Origin of the sequence: Catellatospora sichuanensis (assembly GCF_007483665.1) — a bacterium.
Taxonomy (GTDB): Bacteria; Actinomycetota; Actinomycetes; order Mycobacteriales; family Micromonosporaceae; genus Catellatospora; species Catellatospora sichuanensis.
Genome location: NZ_ML660187.1, coordinates 105339 through 120353, shown reverse-complemented (window position 1 = coordinate 120353; position 15015 = coordinate 105339). Strand labels below are relative to the sequence as shown.

Here is a 15015-nt window from a genome sequence, read left to right as displayed (position 1 = left end):
CACATACGAAAAGGCCCCGAGGTGCACGCACCCCGGGGCCTCTTCATCGGCTTTCCGGTCCGCAGTTTCGGGGAAACTGCGGTATCGGACTCCCGGATTCCAGCAGTTTCCCCGAAACTGCGGGCCCGTCCCCGAGGGGGCGGGCCCGTTTTCGTCGGTGGGGTCAGTCGAGTTTTTCCAGGTTGAAGCTGCGGCGGAGGGATTCGACGGCGGCCTGCTCGGTGGTCTGCCGGGCGACGGCGGCGTCGACGATCTCGTCGGTGGGCTCGTCGCCGGGGTCGAAGCCCTCGATGGTGCGCGGCGGCGGGCCGTCGTACTCGGGGTCGTACGGCGGTTCCTCCAGCGGAGGGCCGTCGTCGGCGGCCGGTGCGCGGCGTCCCGTGGGCTGCGCGGGAGCGGCCGGTGCGGCGCCACCCACCCGGGCCGGGGTCGGCCAGTCGTCGCCGGCGGGTGCAGGCGCGCGGGACGGGGCGGCCTTCGGCGCGGTGTTGCGCGGCGGTGCGGAGGCGGGGGCCGCGGCGGCGGCGCGCGAGGCGGCGCGGGGGTCCCCGCCGACCTCGCAGCGCAGCTGCCACGTACCGCCGAGCACCTGGTGCACCGCCTCCATCAGCGGCGCGGGGTCGTTCTCCACCCCGTTCGCGTGGATCTTGTGCTTGAACAGCAGCACCAGCGTGTTGCCGTCGATGTCGCGCACCACCGCCTCGCGGGCGAACGCCGCCGCCTTCTTGCTGGTGCGGCCCACCAAACGCACGATCTCGTCCCAGGACCGGCGCACCGCCGTGGCGTCGTCGGTCCCGGCGAGCGGCGCGCTCGCCGGAGCGGACGTGGCCACCCGGGCGGGTTCGGCGGCAGGGGCCGGCTGTGCGGCACGAGCGGATTCGGGCGCCTTCTCGTGTGCCGCGGCGCTGGCTGCGGCCGCCCGTGCGGCCTCCCGGCCGGTGGCGGCGGGAGCGGCTGCGCTCGGCGCATCGTGGGCGGCCACCTGGGCCGGGCCGGTGTCGCGCTGGGCCTGGCCCGGCTCGGCCTGGGGCCGGACCGGGGCGTCGACGGCCGGGCGGGCGACCGCACCGGGCACGAAGCCGGTCTCCAGCCGCTCCAGGCGCTGGAGCAGTGCGGTGCCGGACTCGTCGGCGGCGGGCAGCAGCATGCGGGCCGCGATCAGCTCCAGCAGCAGCCGCGGCGACGTCGCGCCGCGCATCTCCACCAGGCCGTTGGCCACGATGTCCGCGCAGCGGGACAGGGTCGCCGGGCCGAGCTGGGCGGCCTGCGTCTGCATCCGCACCAGCTGCTCCTCCGGCACGTCGACCAGGCCCTTTGCGGCCGCGTCCGGCACCTGCCGCAGGATGATCAGGTCGCGCAGCCGTTCCAGCAGGTCGTTGGCGTATCGGCGCGAGTCGTGCCCGGCCTCGGCGACGCGGTCGATGGCGCCGAACGCGGCCGCGCCGTCGCCCGCGGTCAGCGCGTCGATCATCTCGTCGATCAGCGCGTTGTCGGTGACCCCGAGCAGCGCCACCGCCCGGGCATAGGTCACGCCGGCCGGGCCGGAGCCCGCGATGAGCTGGTCGAGCACGGACAGGCTGTCCCGGGCCGAGCCGCCGCCCGCCCGCACCACCAGCGGCAGCACCAGCGGCTCGACCGCGACGCCCTCGCGCCCGCACAGCTCCTCCAGGTATGGCCGGAGCACGCCGGGCGGCATGAGGCGGAACGGGTAGTGGTGGGTGCGCGAGCGGATGGTGCCGAGCACCTTCTCCGGCTCGGTGGTGGCGAAGATGAACTTGACGTAGTCCGGCGGCTCCTCGACGAGCTTCAGCAGCGCGTTGAAACCGGCCGACGAGACCATGTGTGCCTCGTCGATGATGTAGATCTTGTAGCGGCTGATCGCGGGCGCGAAGAACGCGCGCTCGCGCAGGTCGCGGGCGTCGTCGACACCGCCGTGGCTGGCCGCGTCGATCTCGATCACGTCGATCGAGCCGGAGCCGTCGGGCGCCAGCGCCTTGCAGGACTCGCACTCCCCGCACGGCTCGGGCGTCGGGCCCTTGGCGCAGTTCAGCGAGCGGGCCATGACTCGCGCGCTGGTGGTCTTGCCGCAGCCACGGGGCCCGGAGAAGAGGTAGGCATGGTTCAGCCGGCCGCTCTTGAGCGCCTGGATGAGCGGCTCGGTGACATGCTCCTGACCGATCACCTCGGCGAAGGTGCGAGGCCGGTACTTGCGGTACAGCGCCAGGGCCACGGGGCGTACACCTCCTACGAACGTCGCCCGCTACCGTACCGCGCAGGTATGACCGCCGCCCTGCTGGACCGGCACGCGCTGCGGCCCCGTCGGGCGATATGTCGTGTGCTGTCCGGCCCGATTCCGAACAACAGTTCGGTATCAACTGCCCGCGCGCCCGTGCCACGACACATCGACCGCCGTTAAGGTCGGCCGTAGGTGACCCTGTGTCGTCGAGTTCTCACGCATATAGGACAGAGGTGGCCGCGATGCGGGCAGGACGGTGGCGGATCTGGTCGGCGGCGGTCTCGGCGGCGGCGCTGCTGCTCGCCGCGGGCTGCACCGGCGACAAGGCCCGCCCCCCGGTCACCGCGTCCAGCCCTCCACCGGCCGTGAGCACCGAGGACACCCTGGTCTTCGCCATGGGGCAGATCCGCATCCTGGATCCGGCCCTGTCGCCGGACGCCGAGTCGCTGCGCGTCACCCGACAGGTGCTGGAGACCCTGGTGCAGGCGGAGCCGGGCGGTGCGGTGGCGGCCCCGGGCCTGGCCGAGACCTTCTCCGTCGACGGCACGGGCACGGTCTGGACGTTCCGCCTCAAGCAGGGGGTGAAGTTCCACGACGGCACGGCGCTGGACGCCGCGGCGGTCTGCGCCAACTTCGACCGGTGGTATCGCCTGCCGGCCGCACTGCAGGGCGGCGACATCAGCGCGGCCTGGCAGGCGGTCTTCGGCGGGTTCGCCAAGAACGCGTCCAGCCGGCTCGCGGCCAGCCTGTACAAGTCCTGCACGGCCCGCGACCCGGCCACCGCGGAGATCGCGCTGACCCGGGCCAGCAGCCGCTTCCCGGCGGCCTTCACCCTGCCGGCATTCGCGATCTCCAGCCCCAAGGCGCTGCGCGAGCAGGCGGCCGACAAGCCCGTCGCGGGCAGCCGCTACCCGGCGTACGGGAACAAGCCGGTGGGCACCGGCCCCTACCGCTTCGTGTCGTGGGACAAGGCCGCGCGCAAGGTAGAGCTGGAGGCGTTCGACGGCTACCACGGTGCGGCCGCGAAGGTGCAGCACCTGATCTTCCAGACCGTCGAGGCGGGGCGGCGCAAGCAGGCGCTGCTCGACGGGAAGATCGACGGTTACGACCTGGTCGCGTTCGCGGACCGCGAGCCGCTGGCCGAACAGGGCTTCCACGTGCTCAACCGTCCCGCGTTCAACACTCTCTACCTGGGGATCAACCAGCGCGGCAATCCGGCCCTGGCCAAGCCGGAGGTGCGCCAGGCGATCGCGTACGCGATCGACCGGCAGCGCCTGGTCACCGAGGTCTTCCCGGACGGGGCGAAACTCGCGCTGAACTTCCACCCCGAGCTGCTCCCCGGCTGGAACCCCGGCGTGGCGGCCTACCCGCACGACTTGGCGAAGGCGAAGGACCTGCTGGCCGCGGCGGGCTACGGGAGCGGGCTGAAGCTGCGCTTCAACTACCCCCGCAACGTGACCCGTCCCTACCTGCCCGACCCGAAGAAGATCTTCGACCTGCTGGCCGCCGACCTGCGCGCGGCCGGCATCGAGGTCGACGGGATCGAGCAGCGGTGGACGCCCGACTACCTCAACACGGTGTCCAAGGGCGCGGCCCACGACCTGCACTTGTACGGCGTGACCGGCAACTACGGCGAGGCCTACGACTTCATGGGCCAGCTGTTCGCCAAGCCCAGCGCCGAATTCGGCTTCACCGACGCCGACCTGTTCGCCAAGCTCAAGGAGGTCGACGGGATCGGCGACCCGGGCCGGCGCCCCCCGCTGTACGAGCAGCTGAACGCGCGGCTGCTGGAGCTGCTGCCCGCGGTGCCGCTGGCGCACGGGCCGGACGCGCTGGTGCTGGACAAGAACCTGGTCGGAATCACCCCCAGCCCGCTCACCGACGAGGACTTCGCCGCGGCGCTGTTCACCTGACCTGCTCAGGGCTGACTCCCGCGCGGGAACAGGGCGTGTCGCCTGGGTGAAATGTCTGGTCATGAGGCTATACGCGGTAGCCTGCCACCTTGCCAGAGCAAATCGACCCGCGTCGCGCGGGACGGCGCTGCGCGCACGGGCGCCGTGCCGCGCTCAATGGGGGAATCGTGCTTCGTTCCTGGATGACCGTTGCCTTCGGAGCCGCGCTCGGACTCGCCGCCGTCCTGCCCGCGACCGCCGCCCCGCCCGGGGACGGGCTCGAACTCGACCTGCCGGCCGCGGCCGGGGCCACCGCACTCGGCGGCGGCGACAACGTGGTCAGCCTGACCAACACCACCGGCCACGACCTGAGCAAGGTCGTACTGCAGGTGCGGCTGACCGGAGGCCTCGCCCAGCGGGTGGAGCTGGCGTCGGCGGACTGGTGCGACCACACGAAGACCACCGCCACCTGCAAGGTCGACCGGATCAACCCCGGCCAGGGCTTCGCCATCCGGCTGGACCTGCGGGCGCGCGAGAAGGCCCCGCTGGGCGCCGCAGGCACGGTGTCGGTCAGCGCCCGGGCCGTGGGGGTGCCCGCGGCGGTGGGCACGTTCGGGGTGGCCGTCTCGTCGCCGCCGTACACCGACGTGGCGGCGACCGCCGAGCAGGCGCGGGTGGACCTGCACACCGGAGACACCGCGACGTTCGGTGTGCACTACCGCAACACCGGCCCGGTGCCCGCCCGGCTGCGCGTCGCCGACCCGGTCGCGGCCGGGTTCGACGACGTGACCTGGCTCGACTGCCCCGAGGACGACGGCGACGCCTGCCTGGTCCAGCTGCCGGCCGGAGAGTCCCGCCGGCTCGGCTTCACCATGCGCCTGACCGGTGCGACGCCCGCGGAGCCGCACGTGGCGATGACGGTCGAGGGTGCGTACGACCGGATCGTCACCGACAACCTGGCGGTCTACATGGTGTGCGTGTACGACACCGGCCGCTGCACCCGGCACCTGCCCGGCACCCGCAGCGACGTGTTCGCCGCGCCCGCGCCGCGGGCCGTGCCGGCCGACCCGGCCCCGGTCGTGGACGGGTCGGCCGCGGAGAACCAGGCGGTCACCCTGACACAGCCGGACCACGTGCCGGTAGCGGTGCAGGAGCACCTGTCGGACGAGGCGCCGTACAGCTTCCTCGACGAGGTGACCGGCATCCTGGTCTACTCCCTGCTGGCCCTGCTCATCGTCGGCGCCGGCATCGCCCTCGCCCTGCGCAAGCGCGCCGACGACCGCGGCTGACGCCCGACGTCAGCCCTCGGGGCGGTTCAGCAGGCCCACGGCCAGCGCATGCAGGGACGCGGCCTGGGCGGGGTCGGTGACCGGCACGGTCGCGCCGGTCACCGTGTACCACTCCTCGGCGCCCAGGTACTGCACGCGGAGCCGGGCGGTGCCGTCGCCGACCGGCTCCGTGGCGAGCGTCAGCTCACCGGTGACCACGCCCACCTCGTCGGTCATGACTCCGCCAGGCCCGGCGACGATGTTCGTGGTCAGTTCACTCATGCCGCGAACCCGCTACGCGCGTTCGCGGCACGAGTGCCGGTGCTCATGATTCGCTCGCTGCGCTCACTCATACACAGGTCCCCAGCATGTCGGTCAGGGCGGTCTTCTCGGCCGTGGTCACGGTGAGCTTCCAGTAGGTCTTCACCGTGATCCATTGTTGCGCATAAGTGCACCAATAGTCCTTGTTCGGGGGCTTCCACTGCGCCGGATTCTGGTCGCCCTTGGACCGGTTGCTGGTGGCCGACACCGCGAACAGCTGCGGCCGCTCCAGGTCGTTGGCGAAGGCCGAGCGCTTTTCGTTGGTCCACTCGTCCGCACCGGACCGCCAGGCGTTGGCCAGCGGCACCATGTGGTCGATGTCAATCTTGAGCGGGTCGCTGGTCTTGAGGCCGTCGTAGACGCTGGACCAATCACCGCCGGTGACGTTGCAGCCGCTCAGCTTGATGTTCTTGCCGTCGCGGGCGAGCACGGTGTCGCGCACGTCGCAGTTGGACCCGGCCTTGTTCCAGTGCGGGAACTTCTCCCGCGTATAGCCGGTCATCGGCCGCTCGGCGGCGACCTTCAGCGTGGACAGCGACGCCAGCGCGTTGCCGCCCGCGTTCGGGTCGACGCTGACGCCACCGGGCGGCGCGGCCGGGTCGGCGGGGTCGTCGCCGCCCGCGCCGCACGCGGCGGCCACGACGGCCGCCACCAGGAAGAGGAGAATTCTCGTACGTCTGGGGGGTTTGGGGGATCGCACCCGCTCACCATACGAGCAGTCCTCACCATCACCGCGTATCCCGCACCTTCGCGTTCCCCGGCGCGGCGGTCGGACCCGGGACGAGAATGGATCGAATGGAGACGGCCGGGCTGCGGATGAGCAGCGCCGCCGGGCGGGGCACGCTCGCCGCGGCGGTGCTGGCCTCCGGCATGGCCTTCCTCGACTCCACCGTGGTCAACGTGGCGCTGCCGACGCTCGGGCGCGAACTCGACGCGAGCCTGGCCCAGTTGCAGTGGGTGATCAACGGATACACCCTGACGCTGGCCTCCTTCGTTCTGCTCGGCGGCGCGCTGGGGGACCACCTCGGACGGCGTCGGATATTCGTCATCGGTGTCGTCTGGTTCACCCTGGCCTCACTGGTGTGCGGCATCGCGCCGAACGTGGAGACGCTGATCGCGGCCCGAGTGCTGCAGGGGGTGGGCGGGGCGCTGCTGGCACCCGGCTCGCTGGCGCTGCTGCAGTCGTCGTTCCGGGAGGAGGATCGCGCCCGCGCCATCGGCGCCTGGTCCGGCCTGGCCGGGGCGACCACGGCGCTCGGCCCGTTCGTCGGCGGGGTGCTGATCGACCAGGCGTCATGGCGCTGGATCTTCCTGATAAACCTGCCGCTGGCCGCGGTGGTCGTCTGGCTCAGCAGGGCGTACGTGCCGGAGAGCCGGGACAGTGCGTCGGCGCACCATTTCGACGTGGCCGGGGCGCTGCTCGGCGCGACCGCGCTGGGCGGTGTCACGTACGCCCTGATCGCCTGGCCGGAGCACGGGTTCGCGTCGGTCGCGGTGCTGGCCGGGTTCGCGCTCGGGCTGGCCGGGGCGATCGGCTTCCTGCTGGTGGAACAGGCCCGGGCGATGGCCGCGATGATGCCGCTGCGGCTGTTCAGCTCACGGGTGTTCTCCGTGCTCAACCTCTACACGGTGCTGACCTACGGCGCGTTCGGCGGATTCTTCTTCCTGCTCGTCATCTATCTGCAGACCGGGCTCGGCTACGACGCGCTGGGGGCCGGTCTGGCCACGCTGCCGATGACGCTGCTGATGCTGGTCGGCTCGGAGCGGTCAGGTGCGATGGCCACCAGGTTCGGCCCGAAGTTGCAGCTGACGCTCGGTCCGCTGTGCTGCGCCGCCGGAGTGCTCCTGATGCGCGAGATCGCACCCGGGACGAACTACTGGACCGGACTCCTGCCCGGCGTGCTCGCCTTCGGCCTCGGACTCACCCTGTTCGTCGCGCCGCTGACCGCATCCGTGCTGTCCGCCGTCGAGGTGCGCTTCGCCGGGGTCGCCAGTGGCGTCAACAACACCGCGGCGCGGGCCGGCTCGCTGCTCGCCGTGGCGGCGCTGCCGCTGGTGGTCGGGCTGTCCGGCGCGGAGTACGAGCAGGCGGCAGCGCTGGGCGGCGCGTTCTACGACGCCGGGATGTGGTGCGCCGCGGCGCTGGTCGTCGCGGCGGTCCTGGCACTGTTCGTGTGCGGCAAGGTGCGCCTCGACCGCCCGGACCGCGTACTCGCCCCCGAGCAGCGCGCAGGCCACCTCCCCCTGGTGCTGCAACGCGGCCGCTGCCCCTGACGGAACGAAGGAAGGGCACCTTCTTAACGGACGTCCGTTAAGAAGGTGCCCTTCCTTTGCTTCAGTGTCGGTTGACGGCGCTGGCGACGGCCTTCAGCGAGGCGGTCACGATGTTCGCGTCGATGCCGACGCCCCATCGGGTCTCGCCGTCCACGTCGCACTCGACGTACGCCGCGGCCTGCGCGTCGCCGCCGGAGGTCAGCGCGTGCTCGGCGTAGTCCAGCACCCGCACGCTCACCGCGCGGTCGCTCAGCGCATGGATGAACGCGTCGATCGGGCCGTTGCCGACCCCGGTCAGGCGACAGGCGGCACCGTCCAGATCGGCCTCCGCGACCAGCTCCACCTTGCCGTCGACGGTGGCCACCGAGTAGGAGCGCACCGCCAGGCGGCGGTCGGTGAGGTACTCGTCGGCGAACGCGGCGTACATCTCGGCCGGGGTGACCTCGCCACCGGCGTCGTCGGTGCGGCGCTGGACCACGCCGGAGAACTCGATCTGCAGGCGGCGCGGCAGGTCCAGCTGGTGCTCGGACTTCATGATGTACGCGACGCCGCCCTTGCCGGACTGCGAGTTGACCCGGATGACGGCCTCGTACGAGCGGCCCAGGTCCTTCGGGTCGATCGGCAGGTAGGGCACCGCCCACTCGAACTGCTCGACCGGCACCCCGGCCTTGCCCGCCTTGCGGGCGTGCGCGTCCAGGCCCTTCTTGATCGCGTCCTGGTGCGAGCCCGAGAACGCCGTGTAGACCAGGTCCCCGGCGTACGGGTGGCGCTCGTGCACGGGCAGCTGGTTGCAGTACTCCACGGCGCGCTTGATCTCGTCGATGCCGGAGAAGTCGACCTGTGGGTCGATGCCCTGGCTGAACAGGTTCAGGCCCAGCGTGACCAGGTCGACGTTGCCGGTGCGCTCGCCGTTGCCGAACAGGCAGCCCTCGATCCGGTCCGCGCCGGCCAGCAGGCCCAGCTCGGCGGCGGCGACGCCGGTGCCGCGGTCGTTGTGCGGGTGCAGGCTCAGGATGACCGAGTCACGGCGCGGCAGCCGCCGGTCCATCCACTCGATCGAGTCGGCGTACACGTTCGGCGAGGCCATCTCGACGGTGGCGGGCAGGTTGATGATCAGCGGGCGGTCCGGCGTCGGGTCGACCACCTCGATGACCGCCGAGCACACCTCCAGCGCGTACTCCAGTTCGGTGCCGGTGTAGGACTCGGGGGAGTACTCGTACCGGATCTCGGTGTCCGGGGTGATGATCTCGGCGTACTTCTGGCACAGCCGCGCGCCGTCCGTCGCGATCGCGGTGATGCCGTCCTTGTCCAGGCCGAACACCACCTCGCGCTGCAGCGTCGAGGTCGAGTTGTAGAAGTGCACGATCGCCCGCTTCGCGCCGCGCAGGCTCTCGAAGGTGCGCTCGATCAGGTGCTCGCGGCACTGGACCAGCACCTGGATGGTCACGTCGTCCGGGATCAGCTGCTCCTCGATGAGCTGCCGTACGAACGAGAAGTCGGTTTCGCTGGCGGCCGGGAAACCGACCTCGATCTCCTTGTAGCCCATCCGCACCAGCAGCTCGAACATGCGGCGCTTGCGGTCGGGGGACATCGGGTCGATCAGGGCCTGGTTGCCGTCGCGCAGGTCCACCGCGCACCACTGCGGAGCGGTCGTCACGCGGCGGGTCGGCCAGGCGCGGTCGGGCACCTCGACCTGGAACTGTTCGTGGTAGCCGCGGTAACGCTGGTACGGCATCTTGCTGGGGCGCTGAGCAGCAGCAGACATGGCTTCCATGCTCCTTGACATCATGTGGTTCGCGCGTGGTCCGGCGGCGGATTGTGCCCAAGGCGACATCGGCCGTCATCAAGATTCGTTGACTCGGCAACTTCGGCCGGCAACCAGAAAATGAGGGACCAGCAGGCGAGCGCACGTCGCTACTCCGCGACGAGGTGCCGGTCGGGTCAGACCTCGTCGCGGCGGCGAAGCAGGAGGCTCACGCAGCACATGATGTCGGCCACTGTACGCCCATAGATCGCCGTCCGGGCGCGATGTCCACGAAATGGGACACCGTGTCCCGTCAGGCAGGCACCGGGGTCGGCACGCTGGGCAGTTGTGCCCGAGAGCGGGCCGCGTGCCGGGCCGCCGGCCCGATGAGCAGCGCCGCGCCGAGGAAGAGCCCCGCGATGGCGAACCAGCCCCAGCCGCCGGAGGTCACCGCGAGCGCGATCAGCGATGCCGGTGCGATCATGGACTGGGCGGAGCCGCCCATCCGGAACGCGCCGACGTACTCACCGCGCCGGTCGGCGGGCGGCAGCTCTGCCATGAACGTCCAGGAACCCGCCGAGTGCCACAGCTCCGCCATGGTCAGCAGGATCGTCGCCACCACCAGCAGCACCATCGTGAGGACTCCGCTGGTGGCCCCGGTGAGCAGGTAGACCGGGCAGCCCAGCGCGGCGACCAGGCCCGCCCGGCGGGAGGCCGCCGCGGCCCCGCCGATGGTGTGCGCGCCCCGCGTCACCGCGACCTGCAGCGTCGTGGCCATGAGCGTGTTGGTCACCGTCATCACGCCGAGCCACCATTTCGGGGCGTCCGTGCGGTGCAGCAGCCACAGCGGGGCCACCTCCATCAGCACGGTCATGTAGCAGGTCAGGGCGGCGCAGACCGCGGTCACCGCGAGGAACGGCCGGTCCGCGAAGACCGCACCCACCCGCCGCCGGGCCGTCGCGGCCGCGGCCCGTGGCACCCCCGGCAGGCGGCTGATGAAGTAGGCGTTGGCGAGCAGCAGCGCGCTGTTGAGCAGCACCAGCGTGTAGTACGCGGGAACGGTGTCGATCGCCAGCGCCAGCGCGGCCAGCCCCGCGCCCAGCGACCAGCCGACGTTCAGCCAGGAGCGGGAGAACGCCTGCGTGCGGACCCGCGTCTCCGGGTCCAGCGCCTCGATCAGGTAGACGTTGCGCCCGGCCTGGCCCACCGTGGCGACCAGTTCCAGGCAGGCGATGACGAGCAGGAAGCTCCAGAAGCCCCGGGCGAACGGCCAGGCCGCGAACAGCAGGCCCTGGGCGACGACGCCGCCCGTCCACATTCGGTGCGCGCCGAACCGGTCGGTCAGCGCGCTCAGCGGCACCGCGGTGACCAGTGCGATTGCGGCGGCCAGCGACAACCCGATACCGATCTCGTGGGGCCGCAGGCCCACCACGCGCGTGAAGAAGACCGCACTGCCCGTGAGGAAGGTGCCCGCACCGACTCCGAAGAGGAGGTTCTGCGTGGCGAGGCGGCGGGGGAGTCCGGGCGGCGGGATGAGGTTGTCGCGTAGGGCCATGTCCTGATTCCAGCCGGAGGTCGCCGGATCTCTCCAGCCGATATTCACTATCCGGCGCTTTCCTTCACGTGATCCGCACAACGCCGGGCACGGGACGGCAGATCGCGTCCGCCTCTGCTAAGGCGCGTCAGGCCTTCGGGGACGGCGACGCGGAGGTGCTGGCGGAGGGCTTGGGCGACGGGGGCGCGGCCAGCGGGAGCGGCTGGCCGGGCACCACCGGGCCGGGCAGCTGCACCGACGGCGGGGCGAGCCCGGGGGTGCCCTCCAGCAGCAGGGTGCCGAAGGCGACCTTGACCGCGGTGAGCGTGCCGTCGACCTCGTAGCAGTAGATGCCCGCGTCCAGGGGCAGCGTCATGCTGGCCGCGGAGGACTCCACCGAGTAGCACTTGCCGCGGGCTCCGGGCAGCGGCGCGACCTCGGCCACGGCGAGCGCGAGCCGCCGGTCGGTGAGCATGTTCTGCCAGTCCGTGATCAGGTGCTGGATCTTCAGATCGGCCTTGGCGGGCAGTGCCCCGGCGATCCGCACACAGCCCGAGTACGGGTGGTTGCCCGCGGCCAGCGCGCACTGGTGCAGGGAGTTGCCCGCGAACACCAGCGCGATGTCGACCGCGCCGCCGTGCGCGCCGCCGGGCACGTCCACCCGCCAGGTGCCGTCGAGGGCGCGGGTGACGATCACGCGGCGGTCCGGCCGCTTCGGGCTCTTGAACGTGTAGGCGGCCACCTGGCGCAGGTCCTTGGCGGCGGCCGCGCGTGCGGCGAGCTGCGCCCGGGGCTCGGTCGGCCCGGCCAGGACGGTGGACCGCGGCGCGGTCGACGACGGCGCCGCATCCGGCGTGCCGCCACCGCAGGCGGACGCCGACCAGCAGGCGGCGATGAGACAGAGGGAGAGGACAGCCCGGCGCACGCGCCCATTCTCAACCCTGCGCACGACATCTTCGCCCATGACGCGCCCCGGGCCGGCGCGTGATCGGAGGTTGTCCAGGAAACCCCCGGTCTGTGGTGCGCGTCACAGCCGTTAAATCCTGCGGCGGCGATGCGGGGGAGGCGGGCGACTGCACGGCGCGGGCAGCCGTACGAAAGAGGATCTCGGACTTCTCGGGCCGCGCTGCCCGACAGCTGGGATCGACCGGCGAGGGGTGGCGGGAGCCGCCGCTAAGCTGAAGCGTCCTTAGTCCCTGAGGTGGAGAGGAGCCGTGCAACCGTGGCCCTCGTGGTGCAGAAGTACGGCGGCTCGTCAGTCGCCAACGCTGAGCGGATCAAGCGGGTCGCCGAGCGCATCGTCGCGACGCGGAAGGCCGGCAACGACGTCTGTGTGGTCGTCTCCGCGATGGGCGACACGACCGATGAGCTGATCGACCTGGCGCACCAGGTCAGCCCGCTGCCGCCGGGGCGCGAGTTCGACATGCTGCTCACCGCCGGTGAGCGCATCTCGATGGCGCTGCTGGCCATGGCCATCCACAACCTGGGCTACGAGGCGCGCTCGTACACCGGATCGCAGGCCGGCGTCATCACCACGTCGGTGCACGGCCGGGCCCGCATCATCGACGTCACGCCGGGCCGCCTGCGCGGCGCGCTCGACGAGGGCGCGATCGTGATCGTGGCCGGCTTCCAGGGCGTCGCCCAGGACACCAAGGACATCACCACGCTCGGCCGCGGCGGCTCGGACACGACGGCAGTGGCGCTGGCCGCCGCGCTGAAGGCCGACGTCTGCGAGATCTACACCGACGTGGACGGCGTGTTCACCGCCGACCCGCGCATCGTGCCCAACGCCCGCAAGGTCGATCTGATCACCTATGAGGAGATGCTCGAGCTGGCCGCGTCCGGTGCCAAGATCCTGCATCTGCGCAGCGTGGAGTACGCCCGCCGGTTCGGGCTGCCGATCCACGTCCGCTCGTCGTACTCGAACAACACCGGCACCCTCGTGACGGGATCAATGGAGGACCTTTCCGTGGAGCAAGCACTCATCACCGGCGTCGCGCACGACCGCAACGAAGCGAAGATCACCATCGTCTCCGTGCCGGACGAGCCGGGCGAGGCCGCGTCGATCTTCCGCGCGCTCGCGGACTCCGAGATCAACATCGACATGATCGTGCAGAACGTCTCCACCGAGGCCTCCGGGCGCACCGACATCTCCTTCACGCTGCCCAAGGACGACGGCCCCACCGCGATGGCCGCCCTGCAGAAGATCCAGGAGCGGGTCGGCTTCAAGGGCTTGCTCTACGACGACCACATCGGCAAGATCTCCCTGGTCGGCGCCGGCATGCGCTCCAACCCGGGCGTCACCGCCACGTTCTGCGAGGCGCTGGCCCGGGCCGGCGTCAACATCGAGATCATCTCGACCTCCGAGATCCGCATCTCGGTGGTCTGCCGCGACACCGACCTCGACGCCGCCGTGCGCGCCGTGCACGACGCGTTCGAGCTCGGCGGCGACGAAGAGGCCGTGGTGTACGCCGGGACCGGCAGGTAGGCATGGGCCAGGTGATCGGGCGAGCCCGCCCGGCTCACGCCGACGAGCGAAGTGAGAAGAAGGCATGAGCGAACAAATCGGGCAGCACAGGAGTCATGCCGCCGACGAGCGAAGCGAGGAGAAGGCGTGAGCCATAAGCTGCCCACCCTGGCCGTCGTCGGCGCGACCGGCGCCGTCGGCACGGTGATGCTCGACATCCTCAGCCACCGCCGCAACGTGTGGGGCGAGATCCGGCTCGTTGCCTCCGCGCGCTCGGCAGGCCGCCGCCTGCTCGTGCGCGGTGAGGAGATCGACGTCGTCGCGCTGACCGAGGAGGCGTTCGACGGCGTCGACGTCGCCATGTTCGACGTGCCCGACGAGGTCTCCGCCTACTGGGCGCCCATTGCGGCGGCCCGCGGCGCGATCGCGGTGGACAACTCCGGCGCGTTCCGGATGGACCCCGACGTCCCCCTGGTGGTCCCCGAGATCAACCCCGCCCAGATCCGCAACCGGCCCAAGGGCATCATCGCCAACGCCAACTGCACCACGCTGGCGATGATCGTGGCGATCGCCCCGCTGCACAACGCGTACGGCCTCAAAGAACTGGTGCTGGCCTCGTACCAGGCCGTCTCCGGGGCCGGGCAGGTCGGCGTGGACACGCTGCACGACCAGATCGCCAAGATCGCCGGGGACCGCGTGCTCGGCACCCGTCCCGGCAACGTCCGCCACGCCGTCGGCGACGACCTCGGCCCGTTCGCCGCGCCCGTCGCGCTGAACGTGGTGCCGTTCGCCGGTTCGCTCAAGGACGGCGGCTGGTCCAGCGAAGAGCTGAAGATGCGCAACGAGTCCCGCAAGATCCTGGGACTGCCCGACCTGAAGGTCAGCGCGACGTGCGTACGCGTCCCCGTGGTCACCGGCCACTCGGTCGCCGTACACGCCGTGTTCGGCTCCGAGGTCGACGCACCCGGCGCCCGCGAGGTCCTCCAGGGCGCTCCCGGCGTCATCGTCGTCGACGACCCCGCCGCCGGCGAGTTCCCGATGCCGATCGACGCGGTCGGCACCGACCCGTCCTGGGTCGGCCGCATCCGCCGCGCCGTCGACGACCCCCGCGCCCTCGACTTCTTCGTCACCGGCGACAACCTGCGCAAGGGCGCCGCACTCAACACCGCCCAGATCGCCGAACTCCTCGCCGCCGACCTCTCCCGCTGACCTCCGAAAGGAAGGGCACCTTCACATCGCTATGCGATGTAGAAGGTGCCCTTCTTAACACTGTCTGCCG

The 15015-nt window shown here is 71.4% G+C and carries 10 protein-coding genes and 1 pseudogene; 5 read left to right on the top strand and 6 right to left on the bottom strand.

Going from position 1 to position 15015, the window contains the following annotated elements:
* Window positions 1-163: 163 nt before the first annotated feature.
* Window positions 164-2230: a DNA polymerase III subunit gamma and tau gene (locus FLL47_RS07740; protein WP_144119762.1), complete on the bottom strand. Its 2067-nt coding sequence runs from the start codon at window positions 2228-2230 to the stop codon at window positions 164-166.
* Between the two features lie 248 nt (window positions 2231-2478).
* Here FLL47_RS07740 and FLL47_RS07735 point away from each other — a divergent pair, with 248 nt between their 5' ends.
* Both FLL47_RS07735 and FLL47_RS07730 read left to right on the top strand, forming a co-directional pair.
* Window positions 2479-4149 (top strand): ABC transporter substrate-binding protein, encoded by a 1671-nt coding sequence (locus FLL47_RS07735; protein WP_144119761.1) that lies wholly within the window; start codon window positions 2479-2481, stop codon window positions 4147-4149.
* Between the two features lie 182 nt (window positions 4150-4331).
* Window positions 4332-5417, top strand: a complete 1086-nt coding sequence (locus FLL47_RS07730; RefSeq protein ID WP_144119760.1) for a hypothetical protein — start codon at window positions 4332-4334, stop codon at window positions 5415-5417.
* Window positions 5418-5426: 9 nt separating this feature from the next.
* On the opposite strand, the pseudogene FLL47_RS07725 reads toward FLL47_RS07730, so the two are convergent.
* Both FLL47_RS07725 and FLL47_RS07720 read right to left on the bottom strand, forming a co-directional pair.
* Window positions 5427-5666 (bottom strand): annotated as a pseudogene (locus FLL47_RS07725) (hypothetical protein); the annotation flags it as partial.
* Window positions 5667-5745: 79 nt separating this feature from the next.
* Entirely contained in the window at window positions 5746-6372 is a 627-nt protein-coding gene (locus FLL47_RS07720) for an HNH endonuclease family protein (protein ID WP_425457666.1), read from the bottom strand.
* 140 nt (window positions 6373-6512) lie between these two features.
* Between FLL47_RS07720 and FLL47_RS07715 the strand changes: the two genes are divergently transcribed.
* Window positions 6513-7991, top strand: a complete 1479-nt coding sequence (locus tag FLL47_RS07715) for an MFS transporter (protein ID WP_144119759.1) — start codon at window positions 6513-6515, stop codon at window positions 7989-7991.
* A 61-nt stretch (window positions 7992-8052) separates the two neighbouring features.
* Here FLL47_RS07715 and leuA read toward each other — a convergent pair whose 3' ends face one another.
* From leuA to FLL47_RS07700, 3 genes are all read right to left on the bottom strand, one after another.
* Window positions 8053-9756 (bottom strand): 2-isopropylmalate synthase, encoded by a 1704-nt coding sequence (gene leuA, locus FLL47_RS07710; RefSeq protein WP_425457663.1) that lies wholly within the window; start codon window positions 9754-9756, stop codon window positions 8053-8055.
* 292 nt (window positions 9757-10048) lie between these two features.
* On the bottom strand, window positions 10049-11290 hold the full coding sequence (locus FLL47_RS07705; protein WP_144119758.1) for an MFS transporter: 1242 nt from the start codon (window positions 11288-11290) through the stop codon (window positions 10049-10051).
* A 127-nt stretch (window positions 11291-11417) separates the two neighbouring features.
* Window positions 11418-12194 carry a hypothetical protein gene (locus FLL47_RS07700; protein WP_144119757.1) on the bottom strand — a complete coding sequence of 259 codons (777 nt, stop codon included), beginning with the start codon at window positions 12192-12194 and terminating at the stop codon, window positions 11418-11420.
* 297 nt (window positions 12195-12491) lie between these two features.
* Here FLL47_RS07700 and FLL47_RS07695 point away from each other — a divergent pair, with 297 nt between their 5' ends.
* Both FLL47_RS07695 and FLL47_RS07690 read left to right on the top strand, forming a co-directional pair.
* Complete coding sequence (locus FLL47_RS07695) at window positions 12492-13757, top strand: aspartate kinase (RefSeq protein WP_144119756.1); 1266 nt, start codon at window positions 12492-12494, stop codon at window positions 13755-13757.
* A 126-nt stretch (window positions 13758-13883) separates the two neighbouring features.
* Entirely contained in the window at window positions 13884-14945 is a 1062-nt protein-coding gene (locus FLL47_RS07690; protein WP_281286672.1) for an aspartate-semialdehyde dehydrogenase, read from the top strand.
* Window positions 14946-15015: the final 70 nt, after the last annotated feature.

Coding starts and splice junctions, on each gene's coding strand:
- FLL47_RS07735 (WP_144119761.1), top strand. CDS start 2,479: ATGCGGGCAGGACGGTGGCGGATCTGGTCGGCGGCGGTCTCGGCGGCG.
- FLL47_RS07730 (WP_144119760.1), top strand. CDS start 4,332: ATGACCGTTGCCTTCGGAGCCGCGCTCGGACTCGCCGCCGTCCTGCCC.
- FLL47_RS07715 (WP_144119759.1), top strand. CDS start 6,513: ATGGAGACGGCCGGGCTGCGGATGAGCAGCGCCGCCGGGCGGGGCACG.
- leuA (WP_425457663.1), bottom strand. CDS start 9,756: ATGTCTGCTGCTGCTCAGCGCCCCAGCAAGATGCCGTACCAGCGTTAC.
- FLL47_RS07705 (WP_144119758.1), bottom strand. CDS start 11,290: ATGGCCCTACGCGACAACCTCATCCCGCCGCCCGGACTCCCCCGCCGC.